Annotated in this window: 16 protein-coding genes and 1 tRNA gene; 15 read left to right on the top strand and 2 right to left on the bottom strand. The window is 66.0% G+C overall.

Features of this window, described 5'->3' with window-relative positions; translation table 11 throughout:
- The first annotated feature begins 56 nt into the window (after positions 1-56).
- Entirely contained in the window at positions 57-287 is a 231-nt protein-coding gene (purS, locus tag VGN62_RS04450; RefSeq protein ID WP_037513977.1) for a phosphoribosylformylglycinamidine synthase subunit PurS, read from the top strand.
- 14 nt (positions 288-301) lie between these two features.
- Positions 302-967, top strand: a complete 666-nt coding sequence (gene purQ / locus VGN62_RS04445) for a phosphoribosylformylglycinamidine synthase subunit PurQ (protein WP_327451537.1) — start codon at positions 302-304, stop codon at positions 965-967.
- Here purQ and VGN62_RS04440 read toward each other — a convergent pair.
- Together VGN62_RS04440 and VGN62_RS04435 are read right to left on the bottom strand one after the other, a co-directional pair.
- On the bottom strand, positions 929-1,324 hold the full coding sequence (locus VGN62_RS04440; RefSeq protein ID WP_327451536.1) for a hypothetical protein: 396 nt from the start codon (positions 1,322-1,324) through the stop codon (positions 929-931). The two genes, purQ and VGN62_RS04440, sit on opposite strands and share 39 nt — an antisense overlap.
- A gap of 29 nt (positions 1,325-1,353) precedes the next feature.
- Positions 1,354-2,142, bottom strand: coding sequence for a queuosine precursor transporter (locus VGN62_RS04435; protein WP_327451535.1), 789 nt, complete (start codon positions 2,140-2,142; stop codon positions 1,354-1,356).
- Positions 2,143-2,212: 70 nt separating this feature from the next.
- Here VGN62_RS04435 and VGN62_RS04430 point away from each other — a divergent pair.
- From VGN62_RS04430 to VGN62_RS04370, 13 genes are all read left to right on the top strand, one after another.
- Positions 2,213-2,289, top strand: a tRNA-Arg gene (locus VGN62_RS04430).
- A gap of 279 nt (positions 2,290-2,568) precedes the next feature.
- Positions 2,569-3,156, top strand: a complete 588-nt coding sequence (locus VGN62_RS04425; RefSeq protein WP_327451534.1) for a TerD family protein — start codon at positions 2,569-2,571, stop codon at positions 3,154-3,156.
- Between the two features lie 65 nt (positions 3,157-3,221).
- Positions 3,222-4,394, top strand: a complete 1,173-nt coding sequence (locus tag VGN62_RS04420) for a TerD family protein (protein WP_327451533.1) — start codon at positions 3,222-3,224, stop codon at positions 4,392-4,394.
- A gap of 41 nt (positions 4,395-4,435) precedes the next feature.
- Complete coding sequence (locus tag VGN62_RS04415) at positions 4,436-5,488, top strand: DUF475 domain-containing protein (RefSeq protein ID WP_327451532.1); 1,053 nt, start codon at positions 4,436-4,438, stop codon at positions 5,486-5,488.
- A 69-nt stretch (positions 5,489-5,557) separates the two neighbouring features.
- Positions 5,558-6,133, top strand: a complete 576-nt coding sequence (locus VGN62_RS04410; protein ID WP_327451531.1) for a TerD family protein — start codon at positions 5,558-5,560, stop codon at positions 6,131-6,133.
- Between the two features lie 72 nt (positions 6,134-6,205).
- Positions 6,206-6,787, top strand: a complete 582-nt coding sequence (locus VGN62_RS04405) for a TerD family protein (protein WP_327451530.1) — start codon at positions 6,206-6,208, stop codon at positions 6,785-6,787.
- Between the two features lie 30 nt (positions 6,788-6,817).
- Positions 6,818-7,849, top strand: a complete 1,032-nt coding sequence (locus tag VGN62_RS04400; RefSeq protein ID WP_327451529.1) for an ATP-grasp domain-containing protein — start codon at positions 6,818-6,820, stop codon at positions 7,847-7,849.
- Positions 7,850-7,868: 19 nt separating this feature from the next.
- Positions 7,869-9,002: a serine protease gene (locus VGN62_RS04395; RefSeq protein WP_327451528.1), complete on the top strand. Its 1,134-nt coding sequence runs from the start codon at positions 7,869-7,871 to the stop codon at positions 9,000-9,002.
- 111 nt (positions 9,003-9,113) lie between these two features.
- Positions 9,114-10,241 (top strand): phosphoribosyltransferase domain-containing protein, encoded by a 1,128-nt coding sequence (locus VGN62_RS04390; RefSeq protein WP_327451527.1) that lies wholly within the window; start codon positions 9,114-9,116, stop codon positions 10,239-10,241.
- On the top strand, positions 10,238-10,978 hold the full coding sequence (locus tag VGN62_RS04385) for a sucrose-6-phosphate hydrolase (RefSeq protein WP_327451526.1): 741 nt from the start codon (positions 10,238-10,240) through the stop codon (positions 10,976-10,978). The genes VGN62_RS04390 and VGN62_RS04385 overlap by 4 nt, the downstream gene beginning before the upstream one ends.
- 17 nt (positions 10,979-10,995) lie before the next feature.
- Positions 10,996-12,105 carry a cysteine protease StiP family protein gene (locus VGN62_RS04380; RefSeq protein ID WP_327451525.1) on the top strand — a complete coding sequence of 370 codons (1,110 nt, stop codon included), beginning with the start codon at positions 10,996-10,998 and terminating at the stop codon, positions 12,103-12,105.
- The gene (locus VGN62_RS04375; protein ID WP_327451524.1) at positions 12,102-13,004 is read left to right on the top strand and encodes an HpcH/HpaI aldolase/citrate lyase family protein; all 903 of its coding nucleotides are present in this window, start codon (positions 12,102-12,104) and stop codon (positions 13,002-13,004) included. The genes VGN62_RS04380 and VGN62_RS04375 overlap by 4 nt, the downstream gene beginning before the upstream one ends.
- A gap of 16 nt (positions 13,005-13,020) precedes the next feature.
- The gene (locus VGN62_RS04370; protein ID WP_327451523.1) at positions 13,021-14,067 is read left to right on the top strand and encodes a toxic anion resistance protein; all 1,047 of its coding nucleotides are present in this window, start codon (positions 13,021-13,023) and stop codon (positions 14,065-14,067) included.
- Positions 14,068-14,074: the final 7 nt, after the last annotated feature.

The raw sequence follows: 14,074 nt of genomic DNA, 5'->3' as shown, positions 1-14,074 counted from the left end.
TTCGCGGGCATAGGCGCGCCCATCTTCCCCGCACCCATCTTGCAAAGGCCCGCCCCATGAAAGTGAATGTCTATGTGACGCTCAAGCCGGGGGTCCTCGACCCGCAGGGCAAGGCGATCCATCATGCGCTCGAAGGGCTGGGGTTCGGCGGCGTTGCGGACGTGCGCGCCGGCCGCTTCATCGAACTCGATGTCGCCGACGGCACGAGCGATGCCGACCTCGACGCCATGTGCGCGAAGCTGCTCGCCAACACGGTGATCGAAAACTACCGCATCGAACGTCCGTAAGGGGAGCCGCTGCCATGAAGACCGCCGTCATCGTCTTTCCGGGTTCGAACTGCGACCGCGACATGGCGGTCGCGCTCGAAACGGTCACCGGCCGCGCCCCCGCGATGGTGTGGCACCGCGAGACCGAGCTGCCCGATGGCATCGACTTCATCGCGCTCCCCGGCGGCTTTTCCTATGGCGATTACCTCCGCTCGGGCGCGATGGCGGCGCGTTCGCCGATCCTGCGCGCGGTCTCTGATGCCGCGGGCCGCGGCGTACCGGTGCTTGGCGTGTGCAACGGTTTCCAGGTGCTGACCGAGGCGCAGTTGCTGCCCGGCGCACTGATGCGCAACGCGGGCCTCAATTTCGTGTGCCGCACCGTGCCGCTGACGGTCGAGAACAGCCAGTCGCTGTTCACCGCCAGCTATAACGCGGGCGAGCGGATCGATATTCCCGTCGCGCATCATGACGGCAATTATTTCGCCGACGCCGAAACGCTCGACCGGATCGAGGGCGAGGGCCGCGTCGCGTTCCGCTACGCCGATAGCGTCAACGGGTCGGCGCGCGACATCGCGGGCGTGCTGAACGATGCGGGCAATGTGCTTGGCATGATGCCGCACCCCGAGCGCGCGATCGACCGCGCGCACGGCGGCACCGACGGGCTACGCCTGTTCGAGGCGGCGCTCGGCGTACTCGCCTGACATTTCGTCGTCCGGTTCGGCCGGCGCTTCCGGCCGTGGTTGCAGCCAGCGCCCGACGAGCAGCAGCACCGTCGGCCAGAACATCGTGTTCCAGATATCGTGCCAGTGCGCCGCGTCGGGCTGGATCGACGATCGGCTGATTTCGGCGTTGAGGTCGAGCCATTCGCCGCCGCACGCCATGACGAGCACCGCCAGCCAGGCGATCACCCATCCGCCGCGGCGGCGCCACAGGAAGCGGACCACGAGGAACAGGGTCAGTCCGAAATAGATGTGCAGCGCGTCCTTATCGAGGCCCGTCGCCTCGATGACCGACACCTTGCGCGCCTCGAACAGCGAGGCAATTTCAAGCAACGTCATAAGAATCCAGTTCCCGGGGAGGCTAGGGTCTATACCTTGGCGGCAAAGGGGTTGAAGTCGGTGCCTTCGTCGAACACGTCGACGCCTTCGCGGCGCTTCAACGCCCCTACCACCACATAGGTTGCCGGTGTCAACGCCGCTTCCCACGCGACCTTCATCGCCCAGTTCGTCGTGAGGACCAGCAGCACCTGCTCGGTTTCCCAGATGCCGAGGAAGGCGATGGGGTAAAAGATCAGGCTGTCGACGCCCTGTCCGACGATCGTCGATCCGATCGTGCGCATCCACAGGAAGCGGCCGCCCGTCGCGATTTTCATCCGCGCGAGGACGTAGGAGTTCACGAACTCGCCGGCCCAGAAAGCGGCTATCGAGGCAACGACGATCCGCCACGCGCTGCCGAACACGCTTTCATAGCTTGCCTGGCATACCGCGCCGGTGCCGGTCGCCGCACCTTCCTTCAGCGTCAGCGTGTCGGCGCCGCCGCACCACCAGTCCTGCGCGGGCGGCATCGCGAGCACGACCCAGCTCATCACCGCCATGAACAGCAGCGCGCCGAACCCCGCCCAAATCACGCGGCGCGCGCGTGCATAGCCATAGACTTCGGTCAGCACGTCGCCGATGACATAGCTGATCGGGAAGAACAGGATGCCGGCGCCGAAAGTCAGGCTGCCGACCGTCGACAATTTGGACGCGCCGATGATGTTGCTGAGCAGCAGCACCGCGACGAACGCCGCCATGACAAGGTCATAATAGCGAAAATGATGGACATTGGCCGCGCTGACGGGAGCGGGTTTGGCAGGGGGCGCGGCGGAATCGGACATCGACCGCTGCTTAACCTGCTTTGCAGCCTACGCAAACCGCGCTATTCGCGCCGCGACGCAAATGCGCTGCGCGCCCGTAGCTCAGCTGGATAGAGCACCCGCCTTCTAAGCGGGTGGTCGCAGGTTCGAATCCTGCCGGGCGCGCCAACATCCCCTGGAAATTCGTGGTTCGGCTGCGGTGCGCCGCGCCTTATCCTGCACGAATAGCTCCGCCTATTGAAGAGTTCGCGCTAACATGCAGCTCGCAATCACGGCCGACCGATCATCGATCACCGATTTACAAACATACTATTCTAAGGGTTTGAATTGCAGAATTATTTCATTCATTTTTTCTTATGAAACCCGAATGCAAAGATATGGACAGGCTGCCGGCCAATTTATATCAGTTACGGCATATTTCATGATTGTCGGAGGAGGATGAAGCTCGTGGCTATTTCGCTGAACAAGAATTCGAGCGTCAGCCTGGCCAAGGAGGCCGGTGCAGGCGGATTGACGCGGATCGCGCTGGGCGTGGGCTGGGACATGGTCCAGGCAACCGGATTCTTTGCGAAGCTGTCGGGCGGCAATGCTGACATCGACCTCGACGCATCGTGCCTCGTTTTCGACGCCGCGGGCAATGTCGTCGACACGGTATGGTTCCAGAAACTGACAAGCGACGACGGATCGATCCGCCACAGCGGCGACAATCTGACCGGCGAAGGCGACGGCGACGACGAGACGATCTCGGTCGACCTGACGCGCCTGCCCGCGAATGTCGAGACGCTGGTGCTGACGGTGACCAGCTTCCGCGGTCAGACCTTCGACAAGGTCGCCAATGCCTTCGGCCGCGTCATCGACCTGTCGACCAACCGCGAACTCGCGCGCTACGACATCAGCGAAAGCGGCTCCTACACCGGCCTGATCCTCGCGTCGCTGAAGCGCAGCGGCGGCGAATGGGTGTACAAGGCGATCGGCGAGCGCGCCGCGGGCGTGCACGTCCAGCAACTGGTCGACCAGTCGCGCCGCCTGATCTGATCTTTTTTCGAACAATTGGCGACCCTTCGCGGCCCTGACGGCCGCGAAGCCAGTGGGGAATATCGATGCAGCTGCAAAAGGGTGAAAAGCGCGGTCTGGCCGATCTCGGGATCGGCGGGCGCTGCGAGGTGGCGGTATCCTTCGGGATGGCCGGGGTCGACATCGCGGCCTTCGGGCTCGATGCCGCGCGCAAGATCGGCGACGACCGCTATGTCGTGCTCTTCTCGAACCCGCGGTCGCCCGAAGGGGCGATCGGCCTGACGGCATCGGCGGACAAGGCGGTGTTCGCGCTCGACCTCGATGCGCTGCCCGCGAGCATCGACCGCATCGTCTTTACCGCGACGCACGACAGCCGCCCGATCGCCGAGGCGCGGCCGCTCCTGGTGTCGATCGACGGCGGCAAGGCCGAATTCAACGTCGCCGAGCATCTCACCGACGAAAAAGCGGTGATGATGGTCGAGCTGTATCGCCACAGTTCGGGCTGGAAGTGCGGCACGATCGCTGCGGGCTTCGCGGGCGGGCTGGCGAGCCTGATCGGGCATTTCGGAGGCGAGGTCGCCGACGCACCGGCGCCTGCGCCCGCGCCGACGCCCGCACCGGCTCCGGCCCCTGCGCCCGCTCCGGCGGCACCAGTCAGCCTCAAGAAAATCACCCTCGAAAAATCGAGCCCGAGCGTCAGCCTCAAGAAAACGGGCGCGACGTTCGGCGAGATCATACTGAACCTCAACTGGAGCCAGGCCGAGCAGAAGCGCGGCTTCTTCGGCGGCGGCGCCAAGAATATCGACCTCGACCTTGGCGTGCTGTTCGAGCTGCAGGACGGGTACAAGGGCGTGATCCAGGCGCTCGGCCGCTCGTTCGGCGATTATGAGCGCGAACCGTTCATCCAGCTGTCGGGCGACGACCGCACCGGCGCCGTGTCGGCGGGCGAGACGATCCGCGTCAACGGGCGCTATTTCGACCAGATCAAGCGCATCGCGGTGTTCGCGCTCATCTATGACGGGGTGCCGAACTGGACCAAGACCGACGGCGTGGTGCGGATGACCGTTCCCGGCCAGCCCGAGATCGAGGTCCGCCTTGACGAAGGGCGCGACAATTGCCGGCTTTGCGGTATAGCGCTTCTCGAGAATGAAGGTGGCAGCCTGCGGATGCAGCGCCACATGCGTTATTACCGCGACCAGAAGGAATATGCCGACGACGTCGGGATCTTCCTGCGCTGGGCAGCGGGATCGAAAGATTGACGATCGAGGCGCCGCAACGGGTGGCAAGGGGACATAAGTAGATGTTGAAACATTTTGGCGGCTCACTGCTCTTTTCGGTGGTCGCGCTCGCACTGGGGGCCTGGTACGGCTGGGAACTCACCGGAACGATCGACGGCGTGCTCGGGATCGTCTGGATCTGCGTCGTGCTGTCGGTGCTCGAAGTGTCGCTGTCGTTCGACAACGCCGCGGTTAACGCCTCGGTGCTCAAGGACATGGACCCGGTATGGCAGCAACGCTTCCTCACCTGGGGTATCGCGATCGCGGTCTTCGGGATGCGCATCGTGTTCCCGCTGGTGATCGTGATGGTCGCCGCCGGTCTCGGCCCGATCGAGGCGTTCAAGCTCGCGCTTAACGAACCCAAACAATATCAGGCGATCGTCAGCGATGCGCATATCGGGCTGATGGGCTTCGGCGGCGCCTTCCTCGGCATGGTCGGCCTCAAATATTTCTTCGACTCCGACAAGGAGGTCGACTGGATCGCCGCGATCGAACGGCCGCTGGCGAAAGTCGCCGATATCGATGCGGTGGCGATCGGGCTGGTGCTGCTCGGCACCTGGGCGACCTCGACGATGCTGTCCGACGCCGATGCGCTGACCTTCATCATCGCGGCGATCGGCGGCCTTTTGACCTTCATCGTCGTCGAGATCGTCAACCATGTGCTCGAACCCCCGACGCCGACGACGGGACAGGTGGCAAAGGCCGGCTTCGGCGCCTTCCTCTATCTCGAAGTGCTCGACGCCAGCTTCTCGTTCGACGGGGTGATCGGCGCCTTCGCGCTCACCAACAACCTGATCATCATCGCCATTGGCCTTGGCATCGGCGCGATGTTCGTGCGTTCGATGACGATCTTCCTCGTGCGCAAGGGCACGATGTCCGAATATCGCTACCTTGAGCATGGCGCCTTCTACGCCATCCTCGCGCTTGCGGTGATCATGTACATCAACACCTTCCAGCATATCCCGGAAGTGATCACGGGCCTGATCGGCGCGGTGCTGATCGGCATCGCCTTCTGGTCCTCGGTGCGGTGGAACAGGGCCAATCCGGGCGGCGAGGGCGAAGCCGCCGCAGCCTGAAACAACCCCAGCGTGACGGTGGCCCGGTAATCCGGGCGCACCCGATCGGAATCAGAAAGGATAAATTCGATGGCAATCTCACTCTCCAAGGGCGGCAACGTCAGCCTGTCGAAGGAATCGCCCGGGCTCGACGAAATCATTGTCGGTCTCGGCTGGGACGTCCGCGCGACCGACGGACAGGATTTCGACCTCGACGCGTCGGCCTTCCTGCTGAAGGGTGACGGCAAGGTGCGTTCGGACGGCGACTTCTGTTTCTATAACAACAAGGATGTCGGCGGCGCCGTGATCCATCAGGGCGACAACCGCACCGGCGAGGGCGACGGCGACGACGAGCAGATCAAGATCGTGCTGTCGAAGACCCCGGCCGAGGTCGAAAAGGTCGCCGTCGCGGTGACCATCCATGATGGCGAGTCGCGCGGGCAGAGCTTTGGCCAGGTGTCGAACGCCTTCATCCGCATCGTCGACGCCAAGACCGGCACCGAAATCGTCCGTTACGACCTGTCCGAAGACGCATCGGTCGAAACCGCGATGATCCTCGGCGAAGTCTATCGCAACGCCGGCGAGTGGAAATTCCGCGCGGTGGGTCAGGGCTTCAAGGGCGGGCTCGGTCCGCTCGCGACTCACTTTGGTGTCAATATCGGTTGATTTGAAAGATAGCAGCTTCGGCCCGGCATCGTCGCCGGAGCCGAAGCCGCAGCATTTGGAAAGGGAGCGGACATGGCAGTGTCATTGAGCAAGGGCGGCAATGTTTCGCTGAGCAAGGAAGCACCCGGCCTGTCGTCGGTGACGGTGGGGCTGGGCTGGGACGTGCGCCAGACCGACGGTGCGGCGTTCGACCTCGACGCGTCGGCGTTCGTCGTCGGCAGCAATGACAAGGTGCTGAGCGACGCGCACTTCATCTTTTACAACAACAAGGCATCGCCCGACGGATCGGTCGTCTATGGCGGCGACAACCGTACCGGCGAGGGCGGCGGCGACGACGAGACGATCAAGGTCGATTTCGGCCGGCTCGGCGCCGATGTGAAGAAGGTCGTCGTCGCGGTCACGATCCACGAGGGGCAGGAACGCCGCCAGAATTTCGGATCGGTTTCGAATGCCTATGCGCGCGTGCTCAATGACGCCGACGGCAAGGAACTGGCGCGCTTCGACCTGTCGGAAGACGGCAGCACCAACACCTCGCTGATCTTCGTCGAACTTTATCGCGGGCCGCAGGGCGACATCAAGGTCAAGGCGATCGGCGAAGGCTGGGCGAGCGGCCTGTCGGGCCTCGCGGGCAGCCTCGGCGTCAACCTCGGTTGATGGCGCGCCGGCTGTCATGATCGTTCGGCGGTGACGCAGCCGGTGCGCATCTGGTTCAATCGCGGATTCTCGCTCGCCCCGATCGCGGGGCTGATGCGCGGCGCCGATCCGTCGCTCGAAGTCTATGTCAGCGTTTCGCCGATGAGCGCGCATTATCCGGGGCCGACCGCGACATGGATCGACGGCGGCGCGGATGATGCGGCGGGCGATCCCGATGCCTATCTGGACTGGGTGCGCGAGACGATCGACCGCCATGCGATCGACATCTTCATCCCCACCCGGCGGCGCAAGCTGATCGCCGCCGCCGACCTGCCGTGCCGCGTTCACCTGCCCGCGGACGTTCCGACGCTCGAACTGCTCGACGACAAATATGCCTTTGCGGCGGCGCTCGCGGGCGAGGATTATCATCTTCCGACCTATCGGGTGGCGACGGGCGACGCGCTTGCGGCGCTGCTCGCCGACTGGCCCGACGCCGATGGCGGTGAAGACGCCGGGCCGTGCGTCAAGCCGCGGCAGGGCGTCAACGGACTCGGCTTCTGGCGCCTGATGGACGTGTCGCCGATGGCGCATCTCCAGGATTCCGAGCGGCGCCGGATTCGCCCCGATCACTATCTGGCGGCGCTGCGCGCGCAGGAACAGAATGGACCGATCGACGAGATTGTCGCGATGGCCTATCTCCCCGGTCCCGAAATCTCGTTCGACATATTGGCCGACGAAGGCCGGTTGTTGAAATATGCCGCGCGGACCAAGCTCGGGACGAGCCGCCAGCATATCGTCACGCGCCACGCGCTCGAACCCGTCGTCGCGGCGATCGTCGAACGCTTCGCGCTGCACGGCCTTGTCAATGCGCAGTTCCGCCGCGCGGTCGACGGGAGTTGGAAGCTGCTCGAAATCAACGCGCGCCCAGCGGGCGGCGTGGTCTACGCCGATCAGGTCGGGTGCCGGCTGGTCGCCGACTGGGCGGGGCTGCTTACCGGACGGCTGTCGGCGGACACCGTCGACCGGTCGGTCATCGATACCGAAGTGGCATTTTCGACCGTTGTCCAGCCGGTCGCGGCATGACGGCGGAGGGGGGATGACGATGAAGAGCACGCAGCCGGGCGAACGTCTTTCCATCGGCAACGACGATGCCTGCACGATACGGATCGGCGGGCGCAACGCCGATCGCATCACCGTCGTCGCGGTCTCGCGCGAAGGGCAGTTCCAGCCGCTCGAACGCGGCAGCGCCGCCGGCGAATGGCGCCTTTCGACGATGGCAGATCTCGGCGAACAGGCCGAGATATTGCTCTATATCTCCGACGACCGGACCGGCGGGTTCGTCAACGATTGCTATCCGGTCACCGTCGATTTCGGCGGCACCAGCTATGAATTCCCCAAGCCGTTCGACCTGCTCGCGGCGGTGATCATCGCCGAAGCCTATATGCGCGACGGCGGACGGCGGGTGAAGGTTGCCAACGAAGGCTATACCTTCGGCATCGAGGCTTTCGCGCGCGCGCGCAATTTCCGCGTCGACGCGATTCCGGGGCGCAGCCAGGCCGACGGCGGCCGCGAACGCTGGGAAGGCGGCGAACGCGGCGAGCGCCGGAGCGCGCCGCCCGGAACCTCGCTCGGTTCGGGCAGCGGCGTCCTCGTCGCGCCCGGCATCGTCGTCACCAACGCCCATGTCATCGAGGGCGGCAACGATTTCCGGATCGGGCGCGGCAAGCAGGCGCTGACGATGCTCGCGGTCGATCCGCTGCACGACCTCGCGATCCTGCAGGGCGAGGTGCAGGGTACCCCGCTGCCGCTGCGCAACAGCGCGGCGATCTGGCTGGGCGAAGCCGTGCTTGCCGCGGGCTATCCGCTGATGGACCTGCTCGGCGCCGACCTCAAGGTGTCGACGGGCAATGTGTCGGGGCTGAAGGGCTGGGAGGGCGATGTCGCCCGCTTCCAGTTCACCGCGCCGATCGGGTCGGGCTCGTCGGGCGGCGCGATCCTCGACGAATATGGCAACCTTGTCGGGATCACCTCCTCGTCGCTCGCGCACGGCAATCTGCGTGACCGTGGGGCGATCAGCGAGAATGTCAATTTCGGCATCAAGGTCAGCCTCGTTCACGAGATGCTGGCGGCGTCGGGAGTCGAAGGAACACCGGTGCCGATGTCGACCGACAACAACCGGCGCAACGTCGTGCAGCGGTTGCGTGATTCGGTTGTCAGCATAATCGTCAGCGCCTAAAAGCGCGCTCGCACACATCGACGTCGCCGCGCAGCGTCCCGCCGTTCGCTGTCCGTCGATCCTCCCTTGGACATGAGTTAGTTTATGCACGTTACGCACGCGGCGCCGGCCATGACGGTGGAACTGTCGACCGGCACGCTGGACCTGTTCGTGGACGGCGACGTCGATATCGACGCCTTTTGCGACGTCGCGGCGCGCGCCAACCCGCGCCGCGGTTTCCTGATCGTGTCGCGCGTGCTCGGCCGCCATTTGCCCGCGCGGCCCGCGGATATGCGCGCTACGATGGACGGGCTCGCTGCGCGGGTGGGGAGCGATTTGCCCGGGCCGATCGTGTTCCTCGGCATGGCCGAAACCGCGACGGCGCTGGGGCAGGGCTGTTTCGCCGCATGGCAGGCACGAAACCCGCACGCCGACGCCGTCTACCTGCAATCGTCGCGGCAGCGCGTGGCGGGCGCGGAGGTCGTCGCGCGCTTCGAGGAAGGGCACAGCCACGCGACCTCGCACCTCGTCCAGATCGCCGATCCGGCGATCCGCGCAAAGGTTGCCGATGCGCGGTCGCTGGTGATCGTCGACGACGAATGTTCGACCGGCGCGACCTTCGTCGCCGCGGCAAGCGCGCTGCTCGATGCGATGCCGCTTCTCGAACGGATCGAGACCTGCTGCATCACCGACTGGAGCGATGGCAGCTATCTGGACGCGATGCCGCGTCCGGCGGCCGCGCGCGCGATCGTCGGCGGCCGGATGCGCTGGTCGGCGGCGGCGTCGGCCCCGCCCGCCGAACTGGCGGCGGGCAGCAACGCGCCGGGCGCCGCGCCCGATGCGGGGATGAGCAGCCGTACCGGCCTGCTGCGTCCTGAAAGCGCGCAGCGTGCAGCGGTCACCGCCACTCCGGACGAACGCATACTCGTACTCGGCGAAGGCGAGCATAGCTATGAGGCCCTGCTCGTCGCCGAGGAAATCGAACGTCACGGTGGCATCGCCGCGGTCCAGTGCATCACGCGCAGCCCGGCAATGCTGGGCGGCGCGATGGCGAGCAAGTCGACCTTCCACGACAGCTATGGCAGCGGCGCGCCCTGTTTCCTCTACAATATGCTCGGCCATGCGCCCGACCGCGTGGTCATCGTCACCGAAGTGCCGGCAGACCAGCAGGCGGAGGCACGGGCCGCGCTGGCGGCGCTCGGATCGTCGGTGCCCGTCGATGTCGTCGCGTGCCGCTATGCGGCGGAGGAAAGCCGGTGAATCCCGTCATCCTCACCGACCTCGACGACACGCTGTTCCAGACCTTGCCCAAATGCCCGCCGGGTCAGCAGGGCCTGCGGCAGATGAGCAGCCTGCTCGACGGCAGCCCCAGCGGCTTTGCGACGCCGATGCAGCAGCATTTCCTGCGCTGGCTCGAAACGGGGACGGTGATCCCGGTGACCGCGCGCGGCCGCGACGTGCTCGCGCGCGTGACGATCGGGCAGGCGCCCGCGATCTGTTCGAACGGCGGCTGCATCCTCGATGCGGACGGTGCGGTCGATCGCGAATGGCACGACTGCCTCGAAGCCGAATCGCGCCGCGCCGCGCCGGTCGGCGAGGTTTATCGCGCGCTGACCGATGCGCTTTGCACCGAACGCTTTCGCCACTGGGCGGTCGAGGAAAACGGCCTGACGCTCTATATCGTCGTCAAGAGCAACGCGCATGACGCGGACGAACTCGCGGTGCTCGAACAGGAACTCGCGCGGCAGGTGCCCACCGGCTGGCGCTGCCATCGCAACGGCAACAACCTCGCCTATCTGCCCCCTTGGCTCAGCAAGCGCCACGCTGTGCGCTACATGATCGACAGCATTCGTGCCGCGCGGCCCGACCAGCCGGTCATCGGGATCGGCGACAGCGTGTCCGACGTCGGTTTCATGGATCTGTGCGATTTCGCCGCGGTGCCCACGCGCACGCAGCTCTGGTCGCATATCGTCCTTGGCAACGGCTGGATCGACTGATGGCGACGGCGGCGCACATGCAAGGTCCATGGCGGGACGGTGACGGCAACTGGACTTTCTCGGGTTCCTACGACCCCGACGATGTCATCTTCCTGCTCAATCCGGCGCGGATCGAACCGACCGACATCGCCGCAAAGGAACGGCTGATCCAGTCGGGTGCGCGCCATTATTCGGAGATGCTGTCGGCGGAGCCGCTGCCCGACGCGCGCTATCTGCGCCTATACGAAACAGCGCTCGCAGCGAATGCGGCGCGCGTCCGCCACGATGTCGAACGGCTGGCGCTTGCGATCGCCGAGCGGCCGCAAACAGCTTCAAGCTGCGTCATCGTCTCGCTCGCGCGCGCCGGGACGCCGATCGGCATCCTGCTCAAGCGTGCGCTGCGCCGGATCGGGATCGAGGCCTGGCATTATTCGGTCAGCATCATCCGCGGCCGCGGTATCGACCAGAATGCGCTCGCCTATATCGCGCGCCGCCACGGTACCGCGAATGCGCTGTTCGTCGACGGCTGGACCGGCAAAGGCGCGATCCGCGGCGAACTCGACCGGGCGCTCGCGTCGGCGACGAGCGGCTTCGCGCCGTTCCTCGCGGTCGTTGCGGACCCCGCCGGATGCGCCGACCTCGCCGCGACATTCGACGATTATGTCATTCCCGGCGGGCTCCTCAACGGCATCGTTTCGGGGCTCGTCAGCCGCTCGGTGCTGAGCGACGCCCTTGTCGGCCCCGACGATTTCCATGCGTGCCTTGCCATGACCGAGCATGCGCCAAGCGACCTCAGCCGCGCCTATATCGACACAATCGACGGCGCGGGCGACTGGCAGCCGACGACGGCGCCATGGTCCGCGGCAAGCGCGGCCGAAATCCGCGTCGCCGCGCAGGAAACGATCGCCGGGATTGCGGCCGAATGCGGAGTAAGCGATCGCAATCGCATCAAGCCGGGGATCGCCGAGGCGACGCGCGCGATCCTGCGCCGCGTTCCCGACCGCGTCTATGTCCAGCGGCGCGGCGATCCCGACATCGCGCATATCGAGTTGCTGGCGAGCGAAGCGGGGGTGCCGGTCGTGGAAAGAAACTTGCGGAGCTATCGGGCGATGACCATTATCAAGGATCTGGGAGGAGACCAGCAATGAACGCAGTCGAGCTGGGCGCCACCCTCTATGTGCCGGCAACAAACCCCGCGGCGCGGACCATGGCCTATGGGGCGATCGACGATCTGCGTTCGATGGTCGTGTGCCTCGAGGATTCGGTCCGCGACGATCAGGTCGACGCCGCGCTCGACGATCTGGCGGCGCTGCTCAAGGCGCTGGTCGCCAAGGCGCCGACGCTGTCGGTCTATGTCCGGCCGCGCGATTTCCGGATGCTGCCGCAGCTCCTGAAGATGAAGGGAATCGATCGCATCGACGGCTTCGTGCTGCCCAAGGTGACGACGCAGTCGCTGCCGGTGTGGCTCACCGCGCTGATGCACGAGGATCACCGGATCATGCCGACGATCGAGGGCGAGGATGCGTTCGACCGGATGGCGCTCGCGCGCCTCTGCGACCAGCTCAAACCCTATGCCGAACGCGTGTCGGCGGTGCGTATCGGCGGCAACGACATTCTCGGGCTGCTCGGCATCCGCCGGTCGCGATACCGCACCGCCTATGACGGGCCGCTCGGCAGCGTCATTCGCGACATCGCCGGCACCTTCATCCCGAACGGCTTTTCGGTCGCGGCGCCGGTCTTCGAGCATTTCAACTCGCCCGACGTGCTGCGCCGCGAGGTCGAGCAGGACATCGAGCATGGCCTGCTGACAAAGACGGCGATCCACCCCGACCAGATCGCGATCATCCATTCGGTCTATCGCCCCGACGTCCAAGAAATGGCCGAGGCGCGCGCGATATTGAGCCATGAGGCGCCCGCGGTGTTCGGACGCAACGGCAGCATGTGCGAACCCGCGACGCACGCCCCCTGGGCGGGGATGGTCGTCAAGCGCGCGCAGACGCACGGCGTCGCCGGGCCCGACCAGCAATCGGGCATCAAGGTCGCATGATCGCAGGGCCGCTTCGATGAACGGGCTGGAACTCGAGCCGCCGGCATCGGGCGGCCCGGCACCGGCAACGGACGAGTTCGCGCTCAGCGAGGCGACTGCCGCGCGGATCAAGGCGGTCGCGCGCGAATATGCGGGCGCCTTCGTCGCGATCGACACGCAAAGCCCCGAATTCGACCGGATGGCGGGCCGGATTTCGACGATCGGCGCCGACGAGGTGCGGGCGCTGTCCGATCAGGCGCGGCTGGCGATGGCGCGCGGCGGCAGCCGCGAAGGTGCGGTGTCGGCGGTCCATGCGCAGCTCGCGCGCCTCCGCGCGGTGCTCGAACGGCTTAACCCCGGCGCGGGCGATGAACTGCTGAAACCGCGCAAATTCCTCGGGCTGTTCGCGCGCGGCGATGCGCTGGCGAGCTATTTCGACCGCTATCGCGACGCCGAGGGCGAAATCGAAACCGCGCTTTCGACGATGGCGACGAGCCGCGACACGCTGCTTCGGGACAATATTGCGGTCACCGCCTATCGCAAGGCGGTCTGGCCGATGCTGGCGAGCCTTGCCGAGGCGATCGGCATGTGCGCGAGCCTCGACGAGCGTTTCGAGCGGCTCGCGGGACAACTCGACGCGAGCGACCCGGCGAAGGCGCGGCGCCTCCGCGAGACCGCGCTGTTCGAGGTGCGCCAGCGGCACGGCGACCTGCTCACCCAGATGGCGGTGTCGCAGCAGAGCTATGCGATGCTCGGCATCGTCCTCGCCAACAATCTCGAGCTGGTGAAGGGCATCGACCGGGCTTCGGCGACCACGATCGCCGCGCTCCAGACCGCCATCGTCGCCGCGCAGACGCTCGCCAACCAGCGCATCGTGCTCGACCGCATCGGCGGGGTAACGACCGCGGCGGCGGCGCTCGGCGAGAGCGCGAGCGGCGCATCGGCGCGCGGCAATGCACGCATCGCGCTCGACAGCGCCGAGGCGTCGCAGCAGGTCGCGGCGCTGCGGTCGGCGATCGCCGACGTCACAGCGTCGGTCGATGCGCTCGACAGCCAGCAACAGTCGGCGCTCGGTTCGCTTTAGGTCCGGC

It is taken from the genome of Sphingopyxis sp. (genome assembly GCF_035998905.1).
In the GTDB taxonomy this organism is placed as follows: domain Bacteria; phylum Pseudomonadota; class Alphaproteobacteria; order Sphingomonadales; family Sphingomonadaceae; genus Sphingopyxis.
The sequence above is the reverse complement of the archived record's forward strand: the minus strand, read 5'-3'. Positions and strand labels throughout refer to the sequence as shown.

Bases quoted from the DNA above. Each gene is read 5' to 3' on its own strand.
- purS (WP_037513977.1), top strand. From the start codon at position 57: ATGAAAGTGAATGTCTATGTGACGCTCAAGCCGGGGGTCCTCGACCCG.
- purQ (WP_327451537.1), top strand. From the start codon at position 302: ATGAAGACCGCCGTCATCGTCTTTCCGGGTTCGAACTGCGACCGCGAC.
- VGN62_RS04440 (WP_327451536.1), bottom strand. From the start codon at position 1,324: ATGACGTTGCTTGAAATTGCCTCGCTGTTCGAGGCGCGCAAGGTGTCG.
- VGN62_RS04435 (WP_327451535.1), bottom strand. From the start codon at position 2,142: ATGTCCGATTCCGCCGCGCCCCCTGCCAAACCCGCTCCCGTCAGCGCG.
- VGN62_RS04420 (WP_327451533.1), top strand. From the start codon at position 3,222: ATGCAGCTGCAAAAGGGTGAAAAGCGCGGTCTGGCCGATCTCGGGATC.
- VGN62_RS04415 (WP_327451532.1), top strand. From the start codon at position 4,436: ATGTTGAAACATTTTGGCGGCTCACTGCTCTTTTCGGTGGTCGCGCTC.
- VGN62_RS04410 (WP_327451531.1), top strand. From the start codon at position 5,558: ATGGCAATCTCACTCTCCAAGGGCGGCAACGTCAGCCTGTCGAAGGAA.
- VGN62_RS04405 (WP_327451530.1), top strand. From the start codon at position 6,206: ATGGCAGTGTCATTGAGCAAGGGCGGCAATGTTTCGCTGAGCAAGGAA.
- VGN62_RS04395 (WP_327451528.1), top strand. From the start codon at position 7,869: ATGAAGAGCACGCAGCCGGGCGAACGTCTTTCCATCGGCAACGACGAT.
- VGN62_RS04390 (WP_327451527.1), top strand. From the start codon at position 9,114: ATGACGGTGGAACTGTCGACCGGCACGCTGGACCTGTTCGTGGACGGC.
- VGN62_RS04380 (WP_327451525.1), top strand. From the start codon at position 10,996: ATGCAAGGTCCATGGCGGGACGGTGACGGCAACTGGACTTTCTCGGGT.
- VGN62_RS04375 (WP_327451524.1), top strand. From the start codon at position 12,102: ATGAACGCAGTCGAGCTGGGCGCCACCCTCTATGTGCCGGCAACAAAC.
- VGN62_RS04370 (WP_327451523.1), top strand. From the start codon at position 13,021: ATGAACGGGCTGGAACTCGAGCCGCCGGCATCGGGCGGCCCGGCACCG.